Genomic DNA, 22727 nt, shown 5'->3' on the forward strand with positions numbered 1-22727 from the left:
ACTTGGGTCAGTAGGAGAACGGCCACGCCTTCCAGTAGGTGCGGGCCCGGACCCAGAGGCCGAAGAGCCCGCGTGGTTCGAAGATGAGGAAGACGATGATGAGTACGCCGTAGAGGATCGTCTCCACCTGGAAGACGTTCGGCACCTCGTTCGGCTGGGTGCTGACGAACGGCACCCACGCCTGCAGTTCCCGGGTGAGCCGGGGCAGCAGGGTGATGAAGAACGCCCCGGCGATGGCGCCGGAGATGGTGCCCGCGCCGCCGATGAGGACCATGGCGATGTACTGCACCGAGAGCAGCAGGCTGAACGACCCCGGGTCGAAGAACCCGGTGACGGTGTAGAGGAGCGCGCCGGCGCACCCGGCGTAGAAGGACGAGACCGCGAAGGCGAGGGTCTTGTAGCGGGGCAGGTTCACCCCGATGACCCCGGCGGCGATGTCCCGGTCCCGGATGGCGGTGAAGGCCCGGCCGATGCGGGACCGCGCGAGGTTGCGGGCGGCGACCGCGAAGACGATCAGCAGGGCCAGCATCAGCCAGAACAGCTTCTGGTCGCGGGTGGCGATCCCGTCGGTGACGGCGAGCGGCCGACCGAGGAACTCCAGGGTGGCCGCCGGGCGGCCGACTCCCGCGCCGCCGGTCAGCGCCGACCACTCGTTGAAGACGTGCTGGCCGATGAAGACCAGGCCGAGGGTGACGATGGCGAGGTAGAGCCCGCGCAGTCGGGTGGCCAGCGGCGCGACGAGCACCCCGAAGAGGGCGGCCACCAGGCCCGCGGCGGGCAGCCACAGCGCGATGTCGGTGACGCCGAGGCCGATCACCCGCCCGTCCTTCTCGCCACTGAGGGCCGCCGCCGTGTACGCCCCGATGCCGAGGAAGAACGCGTGCCCCAGCGAGACCTGACCGGCGTACCCGGTGACCAGGCCGAGACCGATCGCGCCGATCGCGGCCACGCAGCACACCGCGAGCAGTTGCAGCAGGTCGTCGGCGAGCAGGAACGGCAGCGCGCACGCCAGCGCCAGCAGCGCCGCCGTCCACCACCGTTTCGCCGGGGTGTCGAGCAGGGCGAGGTCCTGCGCGTACGAGGTCCGCAACAGGGGCCGTCCCCTCATACGCGTTCCACCTCCCGGGTCCCGAAGAGCCCGTACGGCCGCACCAGGAGCACGACCAGCATCAGCACGTACGGGGTGATGACCGAGACGTTGCCGCCGAGCCAGGCGACGTCGTTGGCGTACGTGGCGGTCACCTCCTGGAGCACGCCCACGGCGAGGCCACCGACCACCGCGCCGGGCAGCGAGTCCAGCCCGCCGAGGATGATCACCGGCAGGGCGGTCAGCGCGATCAGCCACAGCGCGCCGTCGACGCTGCCGCCGGCGGCGGCGAAGGTCCCGGCGACGGCGGCCAGCCCACCGGCGAGGGCCCAGCTGAGCGCGAAGACCGCGCCGACCGAGACACCGTGGGCGAGGGCGGCCTCCTGGTCCAGGGCGGCGGCGCGCATCGCCAGCCCGGTGCGGGTGAACCGGAAGAACGCGAACAGCCCGGCGACGAGCAGTCCGGCGGCGACCACGGCGGCGAGGTGCCGCTGCTGCACCTCCACCGGGCCGACGGCGAGGGTACGCAGCCCCCACGGGTCGCCGACGTGCCGGACGTCCAGGCCGATGAAGGCGTTGACCACGACCCGCACCGCGACGTCCACGCCGAGGGTGATGATGGCCACCACGAACGCCGGACGGCCCACCATCGGCCGGACGGCGGCGCGTTCCACGCCGAGGGCGAGCAGTCCGGTGCCGACCGCCGCGAGGGGCACCGCCGCCCAGAAGCCGACCGTCGGGGTGAGGTAGGTGACCGCGACGACCCCGGCGAGCATGAACGCCGGTTGGGCGAAGCTGATGACCCGGGTGGCCTTGTAGATGATGACGAAGCCGAGGGCGAGCAGGGCGTAGACACTGCCGGTGCCGAGCCCCCGCAGCAGGCTCTCGATCAGCTCGGTCACCGGTCACCGCCGGGGGCGTAGAGCTCGTCGACCAGGTCGGCGAACGCCCGGGTGACGGCCTCCCGGCGGACCTTCTGGGTGGCGGTCAGCTCCCCGTCGTCCTGGTCCAGCTCCCGGGGCAGCAGCCGGAACCGCTTGACCTGCTCCACCGGCGGGTGCCGGCGGTTGACCTCGTCGACCACCGACCGGACCAGCTCCACCACCTCGGGCTTGCTGGTCAGGTCGCGGTAGGTGGTGTACGGCAGCCGCCGCGCCTGCGCCCACTGCCCGACCGTGTCGACCTCGATGCCGATGAGCGCCACCAGGTACGGGCGCCGGTCGCCGACCAGCACCGCCTCCTTGACGTACGGGGAGGTCTTCAGCTCGTTCTCGATCCCCGCCGGACCGATGTTCTTCCCCCCGGCGGTGATCATGATGTCCTTGGCCCGGCCGGTGATCCGTACGTGGGTGCCGTCGACCCACTCCCCCACGTCGCCGGTGTGCAGCCAGCCGTCGGACTCCCGCACGGCGGCGGTGGCCTCCGCGTCGTCCCGGTAGCCGGCGAACACGCCCGGATGGCGGGTGAGGATCTCCCCGGTCGCCTCGTCGATCCGCAGCTCCACACCCTCCTGCGGCTCGCCGACGGTGCCGAGCTTCACCCGGCCCGGGCGGTTGCCGGTGGCGATGGCCGAGTTCTCCGTCATGCCGTACACCTCGTGCATCGGCACGCCGATGCCCATGAAGAAGCGCAGCACCTCGGGGGCGATGGGGGCCGCGCCCGAGGCGGCGTAGCGCACCTTGCCCACGCCGATCCGCTCGCGCAGCGCCCGGTAGCAGAAGACCCACCCCAGGGCGTACGCCAGTCGGGTGGCCGCGGTGTGCCGGCCGCCGGTGGCGACGAGCCGGGCGCCGATCCGGTCGGAGACCCGCAACCAGAACCGGGCCACGGCCCGCTTGACCGGCGTCGCGGTCGCCACCCGGGTGGTGACCGTGGCGAGGATCTTCTCCCAGATCCGGGGCACCCCGAACAGCAGGGTGGGCTGCACCTCGCGCAGGTTCGCCGGCACGGTGGCGATCGACTCGGCGAAGGTGACCTGCACACCCGCGCCCGCGTTGCTCCAGGTGGTGAAGACCCGCTCGGCGACGTGGCACAGCGGCAGGTACGACAGGATCAGGTCGTCCGGCCCGGGCGGCGGGTCGGCCAGGCCACCGCCGTCGGTGACCGTACGCACGGCGAAGTCGACGTTGGCGTTGGTCAGCATCGCGCCCTTCGGGCGCCCGGTGGTGCCGGAGGTGTAGATGAGGGTGGCCAGGTCGTCGTCACCGGCCGCGGCCATCAGGGCGTCCACCGCGTCCGGGTGCGCCTCCCGATGCGCGGTGCCCGTCGCCAGCAGGTCGTCCCAGGACAGCAGCGCCGGATGGTCGTAGCGGCCCCGGACGCCGCGCGGCTCGAGGTACACCACCTTCTCCAGGTACGGGCAGTCGTCCAGCACCGCGAGGGCCTTGTCCACCTGCTCCTGGTCCTCGGCCACGAGCACGCGCGCGCCGGAGTGGGCCAGCAGGTATCCGACCTCGTCGGCGGGGTTGGTCGGGTACAGCCCGACGGTGGCGGCCCGGACGGCGACCGTGGCCACGTCGGTCCAGAGCCACTCGCGGCGGTTCTCGGCCAGCACGGCGACCCGGTCGCCGGGCGCGATCCCGAGGGCGAGCAAACCGTGCGCGACGGTCACCACGGTGTCCCAGTAGGACTCCCAGGTGACCTCGGCCCAGATGCCGTGGACCTTCTCCCGCATCGCGATCCGGCGGGGGGTGGCGCGCGCGTGTCCGCGTACGCGGGAGGCGATCGTCGTGGCGGCGGTGCCGGCGGTATCGACGGCGGTCGCGCCCGACGGCGCGCTTGTCGTGGTCATGCCGTGGTCACCTCACCCAGGTAGGCGCGGAGCACGTCCGGGTGGGTCTGGACCTCCGCCGGGGTGCCGGTGGCCACCGGTTGCCCGAAGTCGACGACCAGCACCCGGTCGGCCAGGTCCATCACCAGGCCCATGTCGTGCTCCACGAGCACCATCGGAATGCCGAGCTCCTCGCGGACGTCGAGGATGTAGCGGGCCATGTCCTCGGTCTCCTCGAGGTTCATCCCGCCGACCGGCTCGTCGAGCAGGAGCAGCTTCGGTTCCATGGCCAAGGCCCGGCCCAGCTCCACGCGTTTCTGCACCCCGTACGGCAGCAGTCCGACGGGCATCCGCCGCCACTGCTCCAGCTCCAGGAAGTCGACGATCTCCTCGACGGCGGCCCGCGCGGCCAGTTCCTCCCGCCGCGCCCGGCCACGCCACAGCACCGCCGCGAGGGGGCCGTAGCGGAGGTGGTGGTGCCGGCCGAGCAGCAGGTTCTCCAGGACGGTGAGGTTGGCGAACAGCTCGACGTTCTGGAAGGTGCGGGCCAGCCCGAGCGCGGCGATCTCGTGCGGCCGCCGACCGACCAGGTCGACGCCGTCGAAGACGACCCGCCCGGTCTGCGGCCGGTACACCCCGGAGAGCACGTTGAAGATGGAGGTCTTGCCGGCGCCGTTCGGGCCGATCACCGCGAACAGCTCGTTCCGGCCGACGGTGAAGCTCACCCCGTCGATGGCGCGGACCCCGGCGAAGCTCAGCCGGACGTCGTCGAAGCGCAGGATCTCGGTCACGACAACCACCGCTTCCGTCGCCGGTAGTGCTTGACGTCCCGGAACGACCGGCGGGCGTGCCCGTCGCCGGCGTGCAGCCCCAGGTAGAACTCGCGGACGTCGTCGTCGGCGAGCAACTGCTCGGCCGGCTTGTCCAGCACCACCCGGCCGGTCTCCAGCACGTAGCCGTGCGCGGCGACGGAGAGCGCCATGGTGGCGTTCTGCTCGACCAGCAGTACGGCGGTGCCGGACGCGTTGATCCGCACGATCAGCTCGCGGATCTGCTCGACCAGGCGTGGCGCGAGGCCGAGGCTCGGCTCGTCCAGCAGCAGGTAGCGCGGCCCGGCCATCAGTGCCCGGCCCATCGCCAGCATCTGCTGCTCGCCGCCGGAGAGGTAACCGGCCGCCCGGCGGCGCCGCTCCGCGAGCACCGGGAACAGGTCGAACACCTCGTCCAGCCGGCCCGGTACGCGCCGGGGGTCGGTGTGCCCGCCGAGGCGCAGGTTCTCCTCGACGGTCAGCTCGCCGAAGATCCGCCGCCCCTCCATCACCTGGGCGACACCCCGGCGCACGATCGCCGCCGGCTTGAGCCGGTGCACCGGCTCGTCGTCCAGGGTGACCTCACCTCGGACGACCTCACCGTGGTGGATGTCGAGCAGGCCGGTGATCGCGCGCAGCAGGGTGGTCTTGCCGGCGCCGTTCGCGCCCAGCAGCGCGACGATCCCGCCCGGCGGGACGGTGATGCTCAGGCCGCGCAGGACCAGCATCACGTCGTCGTAGACGACCTCGAGATTCCGCACCCGCAACATCGCCGGCGGCTCCTCCCTTGTGACTGGCGCCACAAGTTACCGAGCATTAAACCTCGCGGAACGCCATCGCAACAGATCGATTCGGCTGGCTTTCCGCCCGGCCGACGGCCCGGCGAGACGCGGTACGGGAAACGGCGGGTCCCCGCCGGCCCAGTGGCCGGCGGGGACCCGAGATTCAACGGTGGTCCTCAGTTCGCGTCCGGCACCGGCAGCGACCTACCGGCGAAGGACCCGGCGTCACCGGTCAGGTTCTGGCCCTCCAGCGTCGGCAGCATCGTCCGGTTGTAGAGGCGGACATCGTTGTTGCGGTTGCGGAACACGACGATGTAGAACTCCGACGTGCCGGTCGAGACCTTTGCGAGCGTCGGATCGGAGGCCGCCTCCTCCGGGTTCAGCATCCACCACTGGCCCCAGGTGGCGGACCCGGTCGCCGTCTCGAAGACCTGGTGGATCTTGTCATCCGTGCCACGGGCGGCCACGGCGAGCCGGCTCAGCTCCGGGTCCAGGATGATCGCCGGATCCCCCGCGACCGTGAGGTCACCGATCCGCTCCCAACCGGCCGACCAGGTGGTGGCGGAGGTCTCGGTCCGGGTGAGGACCGCGCCCTGCGGGTCGCGCACCACGATGCGCGTCTTGCTGCCGGGCTGTGCCACCGCGGAAGGCGTGCCGGTGACGTTGCCACCGAGGTCGGTCCAGCCCGACAGACTGCCGTCGGCGTAGTAGAGCGCGGTCTTCACCGTGCCGGTGCTGCTGGTCGCGATCAGCCGGAAGGCCAGGTCGTCCTTCACCACAGTGATCTTTCCGACGAGATCGGCGTCGCCCAGGCTGGTCCACGACGTGGTTCCGGCGAGATTCCGGTACTGCCAGAGGCGACCGTCGACGTCGACGGCGAACAGCACATCGGTACCGGAGCCGAGCTGCACACCGGTGGGCGGACCGGCCATCGAACCACCCAGGCTCGTCGCGTCCGGCCAGATGTAGTTCGGCGCGTCGTTCTCGTCCGCCGCCCAGATGTCCGTGTCGATGTTCTGCGCCGAGATCTGGACGCCCTTGTCGGCCCGCTGATGCAGCGACGGCATGCCGGTGTAGGCCTGGTTGCCGGAGATTGGGGCCCAACCCGGCTGCATCAATGCACCCGGCTCGATCGAGCCCACCCGCAGCACGCCGGCGTTGTCGGTGAAGGCGAGCGTGACCTTCCGTGCGACGCTACCGACCGGCTCGCCCTGCAACACGGCCACCCGGCTGAACGCCACCGGGTCGAGTTCCTGCACCGGCTCGGCGAACCAGCCCTGGAGGTCGACCAGCAGGTGGACCGTGCCGCTGCTGTTGTTCTTGATCCGGATCTTGCCTTCGGTGCCGACCCTGGCGACCGCGAGGCTGGAACGCGCGACCTGACCGGTGCTGAAGTTGGTCACCGACGCGACGGTCGGCGTCGCGCCGAAGGGCCAAACGGTGAAGTGTCCGGTGCTGGTGGGTGCGACGGCGGTCAGGTTCAGCACGGCACCGGCGATTCCCCGGGTCGGCAGGCCGTTCACGCCACCGACCGCCACGTCGACGGTGCCGTTGGCCGGAACCGGAGTCTTGGACCCGACGGTACGGGTGTCCAGCAGCCGGGTGGCCGCCACGGTACGCAGACCGGCACCGGTGGTCGGCGTGGCGGTGAAGTACCCCTGCACCGTCACGAGCACGTGCACGGTGCCGGTGCCCTTGTTGGTGAGGATCACCTTGCCGTCGGCGGGAAGCTTCACGCTCATGCCCATCGAGGTGGTGCCCACCTGGTAGTCGAGGCTGGTCACGGCGGTGGCCTGACCTGCGGTCGCGACGTTGAGGAAGCTCACCGTGGTGGCCCCGGTGACGACCACGTCGACCAGCGCGGCCGACGCGCCGGCCGGGACGACCCCGCCGGTCAGGGTGACGGTGCGGCTGCCGTTGGCGGCGATCGGGCCGATGGTGGTGCCCAGTCCGCTCCTGGTGTCCACCACGCGGGCGTGGTCGACCGGGACGAACGCGCCGCCCGCACCGGTCGTGCCGGTGGTGAAGTAGCCTTGGACGTCGAGTCGGATGTGGGTGCTGCCGGCGAGGTTGTAGACGCTGAGCTGGCCGCTGTCGTCGACCGGCACCACGACCGAGTTGCTCAGCACCTCACCCTTGGCCGCGTTGAGGGACGACGCGACTGGTCGCGGCGCGTCCTTCGGGAACACGGTCAGGTGGGTGGCCAACGTGGGGCTGATGGCGGTGACGTCCACCAGCAGCGCCCGCACGCCGGTCGCCGGCACGCTACCGACGCCGAGGGCGTTGACGGTCGCGGTGTCGCCGGCGGGCCGGGCACCGGTCACGCCGCCGGTGCCGTTACGGGTGTCCAGCAGGACGGTGTTGACGGGTACGAAGTCACCGCCCTTGTTCGCCGCGTCGGCGTGAGCTGGCGCCGATTGCACCAATGACAGGGTCGCGGCCACTACCGACAAAACCAGGAGTCGGCCGAGCAAGACGTTCTCAGCAGAGAACCGCCGCGCACTCCACCAAAAATATCTCATGCAAATCCACTCTTCTAAACTTTGGGGGACTCGATCAACGGTCGGACGACACGACACCTCCGGGCACACCATGGCAGAAGGTGTTGCCGTGGATTGATGGAGACGGTAGAGCTGAAGGCTTGGCACCTTGAACAGCTCATCCGCCGCTGAGAACACCAATGGATTCATCTCTGAGCCGGCAAGGCGACGCCGCCCCATTTCCATGAGGGCCGATGTTTTTGACAGAACACAAACCTGTGGATTCTCGCCCCTGCCAGGATTGAGGTAGCGATTGGCTACCCATGCGTAATCCGGGGACGCCCACCAGGAAACCATACTTCCCGCGGCCAAGGCGTCGGGCGCGATATCCTTTATCCTCCTTAACACGAAATCCGTCGAAAAATCACCTACAGCAACGTATCGCCAGCCTTGAAACGCCGCCCATGCGGACCGCATTCTCAACAAACAGTTCCAGAGAATCGAACAGCGGGGTGAACTCGCCCGCCCATGAGCAGCCGATACGCCCGTCGATCGAGGCGACAACTGCGCACTGTAGCGCCGGATGGACGGCACACCGAAAAACGTCCACTCCTGCGCGGGTCCTCCAGCAGGGCCGTTGACCGTTGACGCCCAGCAATGTCCCCCTTGAAAGGGACCTCCGAGCGAAACAACTTGAACACCCCGACAAACCTCGTCGAATTTTGCTGCCGCACGTACGATCCCAGCAGGCTGGGCACACCCCTGCTCACCTCGAAGTTCATCTCGACAAAAACCTGCAACCCGAGATTCTTCGAGTGAAATTACCCCGACGGAAGCTCGGCTCCTATCGGAGAGACTCGTCCAAAAATCGACCGGGATGCCGCTCACATCGGCTCGCCTTCGAGGAAGCGGAATAGGTCGGTGCATGCCTGGCAGAAAGGGATGTCGTCCGCATGCTCTTCCATCGGATGCCCCTGAATTCCGCCACCCACCTTGATCGCTTGACCCCGAGCGCCCCTTGATCGGGTTCCCGCCCATTTCGAGCCAACAGAGAGCTCCGATCTCGGCGCACGACACCCCAGGGTGGCTACGTATACGCCGAAGCCGGAAGCCCAGCCGCTGGACCAACCTTCATCCAACACTCCATTCCCCGAGGTAGGTTGGCCGCCGCCCATCGCGTATTAGTCTAAGTAACTCAAATGGGGTTCCTCCATAGCTATAGACCGAAGCGTCTCGACCAGCGAAGAACGAGCAGTCGTCAGCAATGTAGATAGTAAAGTGGAAACCGTCTGTACCAACAGGGCAAAGACTCTTACCCACAATCTCAGCACATCTTCGAGCAATGCGCGCATCGCGTAACGTCGCAACAGTAGTCGGGTCAAATCGCGTCCAGCAAAACGACCTCTCCTCACCAAGCAATATACTCGGCTCATGAATCAGGTAGAGAAACGAGAATTGCGATAAGAATTCGATCGCAGCATCGGATACGTCGAACTCCAGCGAGCGCAAGGAGTCGGTTATTTCACCTATGCCTACCTGCCGACCAGGGCGCCAGCCAGCACGTTCAAGCATGGCGACCAGGTCGCCAGGAACCGAGTCCATCAACATCACCTCGACCGATCCGTTGCCCCAGCCCGCACGAGGACGCTCTGGCAAGAAAGGCACGCGGGCTCGGGAATACCTGTAGAACTTCGAACAGTAACGAACTCGATGTCCGCCAAGCTTAGCGGTCGCCCAACCAAATCCTCAAAGGCCGCGCCATGATTCGCAATCAGCAGATTACAGGCACGAACCTCCGCACAGTTGGCTGCGTCTCCCGCAAAGGTTTGCCCGCCAAATTGGAGCTCGTTCTCAATCTCGGGCTCAAGATAGTTCGGCCGAGAGGATGGACCCGAATATCCGACCTCGGTGAGATCCGTTCCTCTGAACCTTGCAGCCGCCGTCATAGTCGCGTCCTCGGGAGCGTTACGTGCGGCAGCACGCGCCGTATCCGTCAGATCGCAGTTGTGTACGAGGACCGGCGTGTCACCGGCGACCACATAGTACGTGTGAGTGCCGTCGACGGTGAGGTTGTAGGCTTGCTGCGACCGGTTGTAGTGCCGCGCGGTGACGACGGATGCCGGTCGGTGGTCGGCGGTCTCGAAGGTGTAGCCGGGTTCGAGGTCCTTGGCCTCCATCCACCGGCCCTGGTCGGCAACCCAGAACGGGTGACCATCGGTGGCCGTCAGCAGGCCCGTTCGATCGCCCTTGTCACCGTCCGTGTCGACGGTGATCTCAACGAGGTTCTTGATACCCGCGCCCAGGATGAGCGCCGTGACGGCCCGTTCCTCGGTCCGCCCGGTCGTCGGATCGGTCGCCAGGACCTTGTCGCCGATCCTTACCTGGTCGATCCGCTTGTGGCTGCCGTCGGCCATCAGCACACGGGTCTCGCCGGTGAAGCTGTTCGGGCACCGGCCCATGGCCTTCCGCGCGAGGTCGCGCATGCCGCCACCGATGGCACGGGCCTCATCGAGGCCGGCGCCCAACGCCTTGCTACCGGCCGACCGCAGACCGCCACTGAGCCCCCGGAAGCCAGCGCCGAGCGCCTGGCCAGCGATGGAGCTGAGTCCGCCACCGACGGCACCGAACAGACCGCCCAGGGCGGTCTCGCCCGCCAGGTCCCAGCCACGCTTGCCGTTCATGTAGCCGGTGACCGCCGATCCCACCGCCCCGGCGAGCGCACCGCAAGCGACCGCACCCACGCCGGTCCAGCCGATCGCCGCACCGCAGCCGATGCCGACAACGGCCCCGACGGCGATGCCGGTGATCTCAGCCGCGTGGTCCTCGACGAACTGGGTCGCCTTGTCCCACACCTCGGTCGCGCCCTCGACCAGCGGCGCGAACTTTTCCGCCGCGGTCAGGAGGAGTTGCTGGCGGAACTTTTCCGGGTCCTTGATGGCCTGGGTGGTGACCGAGACGATGTTGGCCGCAAACTTGATGCCCGGCGAGACCACCTTCGCCGTCGCTATCAGCGGTTTCGCCAAGGCCTGGACAACCGGCAGCTTGGTGAACTTGACCAGGTTGCGCTGCGCCGTCTTGGCCGCCTGGGTCACCTTCACCTTGAACTCGTGGGCGGCCGCCCTTGCCTGTTGTCTCGCCCAGTCCTTGAAGCGGCCGTCCTGGAGGGCCTGGTAGCCCTCCTTCGCCTTGCGCTTGACGGTGTCGATCTGCTGGCCGGCCCAAGCCTTGGCTGTTTTGAAGGCGGACGCGGCGCGGTTCCACTGGCGCTTGCCCCAGTCCATGGCGTTGTGCCACCCACGGCTCACCGCGCCGGTGAACGAGTTCCATCCACGGCTCACCGCGCCGGTGAACGAGTTCCACCCACGGCTCACCGAGCCGGTGAACGAGTTCCACTTGTTGGCGATCGCGCCACCGGCCCGCTTGAGGAAACTCGGCCAGTGGCCGTCCGGGTCGATGAAGTCCAGCGGGGCGCCCGCGCCAAAGGTGTAGCGGTTGGCCAGGATCGAGTCGCCGCTGGAGTAGTTGACGCTGTCTCGGGAGGTGAAGGTACCGGTGCCGGGGCTGTACCAGCGGGCGCCCATGTCGACCTGGCCGGTGGCCGGGTCGGTCCAGTCGCCCTGGAAGCCCAGGTTGCCGGTGTTCCCGACGTTGCTGACCTTCTTGCCGAACGGGTCGTACGCGGTGGAGTCGTTCAGCGCGGTCAACGCGGTGTTGGCCGGATCGAACGCGGCGACGACGTCCCCGTGCGCATCGGTCAGGGAGAGGCGCTCGGTCGCACCGTGTGCGGTGGCGAGCAGCTCGCCTCCCGGACCCCGGGCGAAGTACTCCACGCCGTCGGCGACGACGTCGTCGGCCAGGCCGGCGTAGGTGAAGGTGGTTCCGGTGCGGGAGACCACCCGGTCCAGGCCGTCGTAGCCGTACGTCTGTCCCGCCGCCGCGGTCAGCCGGTCGAAGGCGTCGAAGGAGTACTGCTCACTGAGGCCCGAGCTGGTGCGACTGCGCAGGGTGCCCCGCGCGGTGTAGACGTAGGTGTAGTCCCCGTCCGACAGCAGCCGGTTGCGTTCGTCGAAGGTCGCGGTCTTCGACCCGGCCCGGATCCGGTTGCCGCTGGCATCCCACTCGTAGGCGATGGTGCCTGCCGGCCCCGTCCACGACGTGAGACGGCCGGCCTTGTCGTACGTGTAGGTGTTGTTGCCGGCGCCCGCGGTGCCGGTCGTGTTCTTGCTGGTCAGGTGACCGTTGATGTCGAAGCCGTAGCTGACCGACGCCACGACGGCGTTGGCTGCGTTCTTCAGGGTGTCACTGTTGACCCGACCGAAGTCGTCATACCCGAAGGTCCGCAGGCGGCCCCCGCCGTAGTCGACCGTCTTCACCTCGCCGGCGGCGTCGTAGGTGAGCTTCTGCTGCTGGCCGGTGATGGAGTCGGTGAGCGAGTCGAGCCGACCCTTCACGTAGCCGAACGCGGCGGTGCCGGTGACGTCGGTGCGCGACGTCATGTTCCCGTCGGCGTCGTAGGCGAAGCTGGCGGTGCCCGACGGGCCGGCCGTCGAGAGCAGCCGGCCCCGGTCGTTCCAGGTGTAGGTGTTGTTGCTGCCCGGCCCGCTGACGCTGGTCAGCCGGCCGGCCCGGTCGTATCCGAGAGCACGGGCGGTGGTGGTCGTCTCGCCACCGGAGCCGGTCTCGCCGGTGAGGCGGCCCGCCGCGTCGAAGGTGCGCTGCCGGCTGACCCCGCCCGGCGCACTGAGCCGCACGGCGTTGCCCTCGGCGTCGTAGCCGACGGTCCAGGTGCGGTCGGCCGCCGCCGGGTGCGCGGCCGTCGGCGGCTCGATCGCCGACTCGGTCAGACCCAGGCTGTTGTACGTGTAGATGGTGGAGTTGCCCCGGCCGTCGGTGTACCGGGTCCGGTTGCCGGCCACGTCGTAGCCGAAGCTGGTGGTGATCGACTCGGTCGCGCTGACCGGCTCTATCTGTTTCACCAGCCGTCCGGCCGCGTCGTACTCGTAGCGGGTGACGGTCTGGTACGGGTCGGTCGACGAGATCAACTTGCCGGCCTCGTCGTAGTCGTACGTCTGGCTGCGCAGCTGCGTGCCGTCGGCCTTGAGCGTCGCGTCGCTGATCCGGTCACCGAAGAGGTCGTACCCGGTGCGGACGGTACGGCCCAGGCCGTCGGCCGCCCGGATCTGGCGACCGGCGTAGTCGTACCCGAAGACGGTCGCCTCGCCGGTGGGCGCGGTGCTGCGGATGATGTCCCCGACCGTGTCGTACGCGTTGACGGTCGTGGCACCGGACGGTGAGGTGACCGAGGTCAGGTTACCCGCGTCGTCGTACGCCATTCTGGTGACGAGGTTCTGCGTCACCGGGCGTCGCTCGACCCGGGTCTGGCTGACCTGCCGGTCGAGGTCGTCGTAGGTGGACTCGACGACCGCACCCGTCGGGTCGGTCACCGACAGCACCTCGCCGGTACGGGTGTAGGTGTAGCGGCTGACCGCACGGTCGTCGTTGGTCGATGACGGCTCGTCCCGGGTGACCAGCCGGTTGAGCTGGTCGTACGTGAACCTGGTGGTGCCGCTCGGGTCGATCTTCTCGATGACGTTGCCGAGACCGTCGTACGTGCTGCGCGTCTCCGGGGTGATCTGCTCGGTCACCCCCGGCGGGAGGTAGCTCGGCGCGACGGTCCGCACCGGGCGGCCCAGCTTGTCGTACTCCATCCGGGAGACCTGACCCCGCGGGTCGCGCACGGCGACCTGCTCGCCGAAGCTGTTGAAGCTGGACGCCGTCTCGGCGTTGACGGTGGCCGGGGCGGCACCGTTGCTCTCGGCGGACACCGCCGGGCCGGTGGCACCCACCTGCCGGCCGAGTTCGTCGTACCGGAAGGTGGTGGTGAAGGCCGCCTTGTCCGCACCCGTGGCGTTGCCGCGCGGGTCGGTGACGGTCAGCCGCAGGCCCCGCCGGTCGTAGGTGTAACTGGTGGTCCGGGTCTCGCTGCCGGCGGTGGCCTTCTCGGTCAGCAGGTTGCCCGCGTCGTCGTAGGTGAAGTCGACGGTCTCGGTGACCGCGGCGACGAACCACGGGATGTTGGACGCCTTGCCGGTCGTCGTCGTCCTGGTGACGTTGCCGTTAAAGTCGTACGACATGGTGGTGGTCCGGGCCAGCCCCGACGGGTCGACCACGTTGGTCAGCAGCTTGCCCGCCCGGTCGTAGGTGAACTCGCTGGTCCGGGTGCCGTTCGCCTCGACCTTCCGGGTCACGTTGCCGGCGGCGTCGTACGTCCGCTCCTCCACGACGTAGTCGCGCTTCGTGTTGTCCGGGTTCCGGAAGTCCTTCATCGTGATCTTGTGAAGGAGGTCGTCCCGGTAGTACGTGTACTCCAGCCGGCGGCCCATCGCGTCGGTGTCGCTGGCCAGCCGGCCGGCGAAGTCGTACGAGTAGGAGTGCAGCACCAGGTAGTCACCGGTGTCGGGCGCGCCCGCGGGGTCGCCGCGCCAGTCGCGCAGCCGCACCTCGGCCACCTTGTTCTGCGCGGTGTACGCCCAGTCGTACCGGTTGTCGTTGGCGTCCGTCATCGAGGTGCGGTTGCCGAACCGGTCGTAGCCGTAGCTGGTCTCCTTGCCCTCCGGGTCGACCACCCGGACCGGCCGGTTGTACTCGTCGTACTCGGTGCTGGTCGACCGCTCGGGGTCGCCGCCGAGCAGGTCGACGACGACGGTCCTGGTGACGTTGCCGTCGGCGTCGTACTCGTTGGTGCTGCGGGACTGGTGCCGGGTCCCGGAGATCGCCTCGGTGGTCACCGGCCCGGTCACCGTCTGCACCCGGGAGTGCTTGTCGTAGGTGTACGTGGTGGTGACGCCGTTCGGGTAGGTGTCCGAGACGACCTTCTCGGTGAGCCGGCGTCCCAGGGTGTCGTAGGTGAACTCGGTGACCAGGCCGGACGGCTCGGTGACCCGGGCCAGGTCACCGTTGCTGTAGTACGCGTGGCTGGTGACCTTGCCGCGGGCGTCGGTGCTGCTCTTCAGCAGGCCCGCCGGTTGGGTGCCGCCGCCGACCGCGATCTCCCCACCGTTGGTGTAGGTGTGGCCGACCACGCTGCCGTCGGGGTTGGTCTGGCTGGACAGCTGACCGTCCAGCTCATAGGCGAAGCTCGTGCGGTACATGGTGTCGGTGGCGTTCGCCGAGCGGCCGTCCCGGGACTCGACGGCCAGGTCGACCCGCGGGTCCAGGTCGTCGGTGATGGTGGCCGAGTAGGTGTAGTAGCTGGTGAAGCACTGGGCGGCGGTACGGCAGTTCTTGCGGGTCGCGAGGCGACCGCGGCCGTCGTAGGTCATCTCCACCGAGGCGCCGTCCTCGTTGGTGACCCGGCTCTGGTAGCCGTCGGCGTTGTAGGAGTAGGTGCGGATCGCCATGCCGTCCAGCGGATGCCGGACGAAGACCGGTCCACCGGAGTTGTCCGGGATGATCGTGCAGAATGCCGGGTCGTTGGGATCGGGCTGGGTGCAGGTCGGAGTGGGCGCCGGGCTCGGCGGCGAGGTCGGCTCGCCCGGGCGGTCCTCCTCACGCATCTCCAGGCCGAGCGGGGTGCCGGAGCGCAGCAGGCGAGCGGCGAGCGCGTCGTACTCGTACAGGTGGGGGCGGTTTCCGGGGTCGAGTACCTGGATGCTGCGCCGCAGGTCGGTGTCCCCGCCGTAGATGGTCGGCAGACCGATCTTCCAGGTGCCGCCGTTGTCGTCGGTGTACTCCTTGACCCGGTCGGTGGCGGTGTCGTACTCCACCTCGCTGGCGACCCGCCCGCTGGGCAGGGTGACCTTCGTCAGTTGCTGCGCGGCGGGCTTGGCGTACCGGAAGTGGGCGCCGACGGTGTCCGGGCCGAGGGGCCGGGAGTAGACCGCGACTTCGTCGATGACGCCCGCGAAGTGCCGCTGCACGGCCGAGCCCCAGCCGGGCCAGGAGGTCGGCGTGGTGGCCGACGCGGCGCCGACCTGGTTGAACGTCAGCAGCGAGTGCTCGATCGTCTGCCCGGTGCGCTCGCCGACCTTCACGCCGTCGAGGTACAGCGTCTGGGTGGTGCCCATCGAGGACAGGACGACGTGGTGCCACTTGTTGTCGTTCACCGCGACGGTGGAGGTGATGGGCGCGATGGTCCCGCCGGCGAACTGGCCGCGCAGGCGACCGTCGGTGCCGGTGTAGAGCACCGGGACGCCGCTGGTGGCGGCGGTGCCCAGGGCCTTGTCCTGGTACCCGAGCAGGGGGCCGCCGGTCTGCGTCAGGCCGATCTTGAACCAGAGCTCCACCGAGGCGTCCCGGCTCTTCTTCACCAGGCCCTTGGGCAGTTCCACCGCCGAGGAGGTGCCGTTGAACGAGGCGGCGGTGTTGGTGGTGCCCTCGACGACACCTGGCTGGGCCAGCGTCACGTTCCGGTAGGTGCCCGCGTCCTTGCCGAGGTTGATGGCGACGTCACTGGCCGCCGCCGTGCCCTCGCCCTCACCGAGCCGGTAGTACGAGTCGGGACGGGCGTCGAGCACCGCGGTGCGGTAGTGCGAACCGGCGGCGTACTCGTAGGAGGTGCACGCATCCGTCGGTGAGCAGACCCGGGTGAGCAGGTCACCGGTGTAGGTGTAGGTCCACGCCAGCTGGGCGCCGTCGACCGCGTCCGTTCGCACCGTGGTGATGTGCTCACCGGTCCAGGTGAAGTGCAGCGCGCGGCCCGCGGTGTTGGTCTGACTGTTGGACACCTGGATCTTCGACAGCTTGCCGGTCATCGAGTCGTAGGTGAGAACCAGCGACCGCGACCGCTTATCGGAGATCTTCGTCAGCTTGCCGAGCAGGGAGAACTGGTACACCGTGCCGGAGCGGTCCAGCAGCTGCCACTTCGTCGAGTCGACGGTCAGCCGGGCGACCCGGCCGGACGGTGCGGCGTACGTGCCGTCGGGGTTCTTGCCGAACCGCACCTCCTGGCCGTCCGGGTAGCGGATCACCACGCTGCCGGAGCCGTCGTTGTCCGGGGTCAGCTTCATGTCGTACCGGCTGGACCAGCCGGCACCGAACGCCGCCGACGGACGCGGGTCGAGGCTGTTGTAGGTGCGCAGCAGGTTCAGCTCGGGACCAACCGTGGCCACGGTGGCGTCGATGGCGGCGGTGGTGTAGTTGCCGACCTGGGCGTCGAACTCCCGACCGCGTTCCGCGTCCGGCGACCCGGCGATCCGGGACAGCAGGTCCGGCTGGGGCACCGAGGTCACCAGCACCGAGTCCGGTGAGCGGACCTCGTTGGCGACGTCCTTCACGTACGCCCGCCACACGTAGGACTTGGCCCAGGAGAGCCGCCCCGCCGGGACCACCCAGGACGGTTTGGTGACGTAGCCGGAGTTGGTGCAGTTGCTCAGCACGCCGGCGTCCGAGCGGTCGCAGACCTCGAACTTGAACGACAGCGTGGCCCCGGGAGGCGCGTCGGAGTCGACCGCGCGGGCCCACAGCAACGGGGTCAGCGTCGGCGCCTGGTACCCGTTGCCCGGGTACAGCTCCTGCACCACCGGCGGGACGTCGAAGACCTGCAGGACGATCCGACCTGGCGGCACCTGGTGGTCGGTGAAGACCACCCCGCCGGTGCGGACCATGGTGAAGTCCAGGAAGTACGCCCCGGGCTCCAGCCGCTTGACGGTCGCGTCGAGGGTCACCTTCGCACCACGGGCCAGGGTCGTCGGCAGGCTCGCCGCCCGCTGCTGGGTGACCGCCACACCGGTCTGCGCGTTGTAGACCCGGTAGGCGAGGTAGTAGTTCGCCGGCGTCCAGGCCTCGGCGCCGAGGTTGGTGACGGTGACCTTGACCTTGCCGTCCTGGTTGCGCAGGACGGGCGGCTCCGGGCTGGGCTTCGGGATCGCGTACGTGGCGTTGTACGGCGAGTGGGTGACGTACAGCTTCGGCGGGTTCGCGGTGCCGGTGCCGGCGAACCGCTTCCATGCCGTGGAGTCGGTGGTCGACGCGCGCAGGGAAAGGCCGTGGTTGGCCTGCTCGCCCTTGACCCAGCGCTGCACCAGGTTGCGGCCGGCGACGCCGAGGTCGAACGCCTCACCCGCGGCCGGGCAGGAGGACTGGGACTGGCCGAACGCGATGTACCCGTGCGCGAAGGAGCGGCTGGCCAGCGAGCTGCCCACCGCCGGGCCCGGGTAGGAGTAGCCGGTGCCGGCGCTCCACGCGCCGGTGACCGGGTGCACGGTCACCGCCCGGGGCTTGCAACTCGCGGCGTCGTAGTTGACGACCGAGAGGGCGACACCGTGGATGGTGTGGTTCTGCAGCTGGCTCAGGCCACCGAACTTCAGGTACGCGGCCGCGTTCGACCCGTTGGACCGGCCCACCAGCAGTTCCTGGCCGCCGGTGGTCGAGCTGCTGCCGTGGACGTACATGCTGCTGTCGGCACCGAGCCCGGTCACCGGCGGGCCGACGGTCGGGTCGACCTCCACCGGATAGGTGCGGGCGGGGTCGTTCAGCCACGCGCGGTCGAGGGTGACCCGCAGGGCGGGCTGACCACCGACGGTGTCGAGGTGGTAGGTGACGCCGGTCGAGGTGGCCGGGCCGTCGGAGCCCGCACCGGCGTCGACCATGTAGCCCGGCGGGATGACCGCCCGTTGCGTGCCCGCCTTGTCGGTCAGCACCACCTGGCCGTCGACCAGCTTCGCGGTGAGGTCCCGCAGCGCCAGCGGGAAGACGTACGACGTCGGGGCCTGCGCGGAGTGCAGGACGAGGGTCTCCTTCACGCCGCCGGGGCGGGGCTCCAGGCGCAGGTCGACGTCCGGCCGGACCCGGGGGTAGGTGACGCCCTGGGCGGTGGCCTGCCCGGTCACCGCGCCGGCGTCGGCGAGCCGGAATCCGAACTGGGCGCCACCGGTGAAGGTCAGCCGGACCAGCTCGGCCGCGTCGGCGCGGTCGGCCAGCCGCGTCTCGACCGCGTCGGCGGTGTTACGCCAGCCGGGCCCGTCGGCCGCGGGCACCAGGGTGGGGTCGATCGGCGCCCAACTGCCGTCGGGGCGCTTGTAGTTCACCGGAGCGGTGGAGATCTCGGTGGTCTGGGAGCCGTCTGCGTTGTCGTACACCCGCTTCCGCTCGTCCCGCTCGGCGGGGCGCTCGCGGCTGGTCGCCCTGTCGTAGCCCTTCGCCGTGTCGGCCGGCGGCTTCGCCACGGTCGCCTTGTTGGCTCGGGGCGTCGCCTCCTGCGGCAGCCGGTGCAGCGGGTACTGGCCGCGCAGCGACTTCGGCAGGTCGCGGTTGGGCTTGCCCTTCGCAACCTGTCCGCGGCCGGCGGCGGACCCCCATGCCTGTCCGGGTCGGTCACCGGCCGCGGTGCCGCGACCGGCACCGTCCCGGCCGGACTGCCCGTACTGGCCGGTGGACAGCCCGTTCACCCCACTGCCGCCCAGGTTGAGCGCGAGCACACCCACCATGGCCGCCGCGACGGCGGGTCGCAGCAGTGTGGCGCTGAGCAGGTGGCGGCGCGGCGCCGGCCGGTCGGACCGGTCGAACACGCGCCGAAGGCCGAAGGACATCGTCAACCCCCGGGTTGATGGGCGGAGCGGACGGGCGACGTGAGCGCGCCGGGGCGCGCCGACACGCCCGTGGGAACGGGTCGTCGGGTGTACGTGGGCCCGAGGGGTGGCGACCGTCGAACGCGGCGGATCAGTGCCGGAGACGACGAAGGCGGCAGCCGGAGGGCGTGTGTGGGTGCGAGAGACGAACGGAACGGGACTCAGACCGAGCGGATACCACCTGGACAGCTCGGGAACACCCGTCGCCGACTATGCGCAGACATGCGAATGGACATGACCTCACACCCCCGTGTGCTGCTCATCTTCAAATGCGCCGCTGTACCGTCGCAGCGCGTCCGCGTCTATGTCAAGGCAGGAAATTACGACCGGGAGCAAACACCCTTCTGACCTGCGAGGACTACAGATAGTGATGTTCGGGCCGGGAGATGTGCACCTTAAGCAGCGAAACGTCCGACAAGTTCCGGTGCGGCGAGGGACCCGCAGGGCGCTTGGCAGCAGGCATACCGTCATGCATGATGAACGCCGTCGACGCTCGGTCGACCGTCCCACCATCGCCACCGACGCCAATTGTTCATTCGGCGCCGGGGCCATTCCAGCACTATTCTCGTCGCCACTGGCCACCCACGGGGGAGGATTCTCATCACCATGTCGGACAACGCGAGAAATATGTTGCCGGGAACAGTTTCCCGGCGCACCGCCATGCGTTTCGCCACCGCACTCACCATTGTCGCCGGCAGCCTCGCCGTACCGTTCGCGGCGTCACCGGCACAGGCCGCGGACCAGTTCTCGTGCACCGGCCCGGCCGTCTTCTTCAACTCGACCAGCACGGGCACCCTGGTGCGCCGCACGTACAGCACGCCGGGCCGTGCCGGCGGCAGCTGGACGGCCGCCACGACCGTCGGGCCCGCCGGTTGGACCACCTTCGGACGACTTCTGGGTGGCCCGGACGGTCGCGTCTACGGCATCAATTCGAACGGGCTCACCCGCTATCGCTACACCGGATCGGATTGGGAGAACGTCGACGGAAAGCAGGCCTGGCTGATCAGTTCCAGTTTCCAGGGATATGCGGGCACGTCGTTCCGTGACAAGATCACCGTCGACGAGCGCGGTGACTTCTACGTGATCGACAGCACCGGCAAGCTGCGCTGGTACCGCTTCGACGAGGCGTCGAAGACCTGGACGATCGGCGGCCGGGTGCTGGACACCGGCTGGGACCGGTACAACCTGCTGGTCGCCACCTCTCCGGGCGTTCTCTACGGTCGCGCCGCCGACGGCCGGCTCTACCGGCACCGTTTCGACCCCGTCAGCCAGCGCTGGATCAGCCGCAACCGGTTGGTGGGTTCCTCCGGCTGGGGCGGCTTCACCAAGGGACTCTTCTCCGCCGGTGGTGACACCCTGTTCGGCGTCCAGGCCGACGGCGACCTGTTCCAGTACCGCTTCCGCGAGGACACCCTGAGCTGGGAGCTCGCGACCAACCAGATCGGCAACGGGTGGGGCGGCTTCCCCAACGTCTTCACCACCACCAACGCCTGCACCCAGGGTGCGGTGGCCAGCCCGGCCCGGCCGGCCACGCCGATCCAGGCGGACTCGCCGGTCGCGGTCATGCAGGCGCCGGCGGTCAACACGTCGCTGGGCACCCTGGAGGTCGCGTACACCGACAACATCGGGCAGTTGCGGCACGGCCGGGCCAACCCGGACGCCGTCCAGGAGATCCAGTGGTCGCCGGTCCCCGGCACCGAGGCGTACACCGGTAAGCCGGCCCTCGTGGCCAACAGCGAGAACAAGGTCGCCGTCTTCGGCCACGAGGTGGACAGCGACGTCCGGATGCTGCTGCAGAAGACCGCGGGCATGCCGGACTGGAACCCGTGGCTGGAGCTCGGCGGCGCGATGAAGTCGGAGCCCGCGACGGTGCGGCTGTCCGACGGCAAGCTGGTGGTCTTCGCGATCGACGCGAGCGGGGCGCTCTGGTACCGCTGGCACGAGAACCCGACGAGCGACCTGATGCCGTGGACTCCGCTCGGCGGCAGCGGGTTCGCCGGCAGACCGGTGGTCGTGGCCGGTGCGAACGGTGCGGCGACCGTGCTGGTGAACACGGCGGCGGGCACGCCGCAGGTGGCCACCTGGCAGGCCGGGGCGCTCACCTCCGGCTGGACCAGCCTGGGCGACACCGGCCTCACCGGCACGCCGAGCACCGTGCTGCTGCCCGGCCCGCGCCTGATGGTGTTCGGCACGCACACCGACGGATCGGTCCGGACGCAGGTGCAGAACACCGACGGCACCTGGCCGGCCACCTGGACCACCATCGGGGCCTCGGCGGTCGTGCCGCAGGGGGCGCCGACGGCGGTGCTGAGCCCGACGAGCGGGCGGGTCTGGGTCTTCGTCCGCGGTGCCGACGGCACCATCTACGGATCCGTCCAGACCGCGGCCGGCTCGGCCACCTGGAACGCGTGGACCGCGGTCACCTCGGGCGAGACGTACGTGTCCGACCCGACCGCGTTCACCTGGCAGAACTCCGGCGGTTCGCAGATCGGCTTCGCCGTCCGGACGCTCAACGGTTCCGTCCGGCTGTGGGCGACCGACCAGTCGAACAGCACTGCGGCGCGGACGGCCGTCAAGACCGACGGCCCGTTCGTCCGGCACGACCTCCCGGCTCCGCCGCGCTGACCGGGTACCGCTGACGACGGCGGTCACCGGGGCATCTGTCGCCCCGGTGACCGCCGTTCGCCGTGCCGGGTGTGCTCAACCCAGCGTAATCACCGAGCGGTTCCCGCTGTCGTAGCTGCGGCCCGCCACGAGACGTCCCGCCGGCCCGTCCGGACCCACCACGGCCCGCGCCAGCGCCGCGTCCGCGTCCCGGAACCGCAGGGCCAGGCTGAGGTGGGGTCGCCACCGGTCGGGCGCATGCCAGGGGCGTCGTCCGTCCGCGTCGCGCAGCACGTCCCACACCGCGGCGTGCAGGGCGGCCAACGACGGGTCGGGCCGGATCGACCACACCAGGGGCGCGCTGCCGTCCAACACGCACAGGTCGTCCAACCGCACCGGCAGCGGCAGCACCTCGGCGAACAACGCGCCGAGTCGTGCCGCCGCCCCCGGCGGGAAGTCGTCCACCGCCGCGAGGGTCAGGTGAGGACGGTTGGTGGGATGGGTGTTGCGGGCCAGGCTCGGCAGGCCGGCCGCGGCCAGCCGGTCCCAGGCCGCCCGCACCGCCGCGTCCAGATCGGCGGAGCAGACCAGTTCGACCGTACGCACGCCGTCACGCTAACGCCTGTCG

General features: G+C 69.5%; 10 protein-coding genes. 1 reads left to right on the plus strand and 9 read right to left on the minus strand.

All coding sequences use genetic code 11. The features are described 5' to 3' along the window. Window positions 1–7: 7 nt before the first annotated feature. The 8 genes from ACTMSW_RS29750 to ACTMSW_RS29785 all read right to left on the minus strand — a co-directional run bounded on the left by ACTMSW_RS29750 (window position 8) and on the right by ACTMSW_RS29785 (window position 19456). Entirely contained in the window at window positions 8–1108 is a 1101-nt protein-coding gene (locus tag ACTMSW_RS29750) for a branched-chain amino acid ABC transporter permease (RefSeq protein WP_441184077.1), read from the minus strand. Next, complete coding sequence (locus ACTMSW_RS29755) at window positions 1105–1989, minus strand: branched-chain amino acid ABC transporter permease (protein WP_441184078.1); 885 nt, start codon at window positions 1987–1989, stop codon at window positions 1105–1107. The genes ACTMSW_RS29750 and ACTMSW_RS29755 overlap by 4 nt, the downstream gene beginning before the upstream one ends. Further along, window positions 1986–3878: an AMP-dependent synthetase/ligase gene (locus ACTMSW_RS29760; RefSeq protein WP_441184079.1), complete on the minus strand. Its 1893-nt coding sequence runs from the start codon at window positions 3876–3878 to the stop codon at window positions 1986–1988. Before ACTMSW_RS29760 ends, ACTMSW_RS29755 begins: the two co-directional genes overlap by 4 nt. Beyond that, the gene (locus ACTMSW_RS29765) at window positions 3875–4648 is read right to left on the minus strand and encodes an ABC transporter ATP-binding protein (protein ID WP_441184080.1); all 774 of its coding nucleotides are present in this window, start codon (window positions 4646–4648) and stop codon (window positions 3875–3877) included. The genes ACTMSW_RS29760 and ACTMSW_RS29765 overlap by 4 nt, the downstream gene beginning before the upstream one ends. Then, window positions 4645–5436, minus strand: a complete 792-nt coding sequence (locus ACTMSW_RS29770) for an ABC transporter ATP-binding protein (protein WP_441184081.1) — start codon at window positions 5434–5436, stop codon at window positions 4645–4647. The genes ACTMSW_RS29765 and ACTMSW_RS29770 overlap by 4 nt, the downstream gene beginning before the upstream one ends. Before the next feature lie 188 nt (window positions 5437–5624). Continuing rightward, window positions 5625–7871 (minus strand): hypothetical protein, encoded by a 2247-nt coding sequence (locus tag ACTMSW_RS29775; RefSeq protein WP_441184082.1) that lies wholly within the window; start codon window positions 7869–7871, stop codon window positions 5625–5627. Window positions 7872–9059: 1188 nt separating this feature from the next. Further along, window positions 9060–9536 (minus strand): SUKH-3 domain-containing protein, encoded by a 477-nt coding sequence (locus ACTMSW_RS29780; RefSeq protein WP_441184128.1) that lies wholly within the window; start codon window positions 9534–9536, stop codon window positions 9060–9062. Beyond that, the gene (locus tag ACTMSW_RS29785) at window positions 9536–19456 is read right to left on the minus strand and encodes a LamG-like jellyroll fold domain-containing protein (RefSeq protein ID WP_441184083.1); all 9921 of its coding nucleotides are present in this window, start codon (window positions 19454–19456) and stop codon (window positions 9536–9538) included. The genes ACTMSW_RS29780 and ACTMSW_RS29785 overlap by 1 nt, the downstream gene beginning before the upstream one ends. A gap of 645 nt (window positions 19457–20101) precedes the next feature. Here ACTMSW_RS29785 and ACTMSW_RS29790 point away from each other — a divergent pair. Further along, window positions 20102–22120 (plus strand): tachylectin-related carbohydrate-binding protein, encoded by a 2019-nt coding sequence (locus ACTMSW_RS29790; RefSeq protein WP_441184084.1) that lies wholly within the window; start codon window positions 20102–20104, stop codon window positions 22118–22120. Window positions 22121–22195: 75 nt separating this feature from the next. On the opposite strand, the gene ACTMSW_RS29795 is transcribed toward ACTMSW_RS29790, so the two are convergent. Continuing rightward, the gene (locus tag ACTMSW_RS29795) at window positions 22196–22705 is read right to left on the minus strand and encodes a 2'-5' RNA ligase family protein (protein WP_441184085.1); all 510 of its coding nucleotides are present in this window, start codon (window positions 22703–22705) and stop codon (window positions 22196–22198) included. Window positions 22706–22727 lie beyond the last annotated feature (22 nt).

The organism is Micromonospora sp. BQ11 (assembly GCF_052068135.1).
GTDB lineage: Bacteria > Actinomycetota > Actinomycetes > Mycobacteriales > Micromonosporaceae > Micromonospora.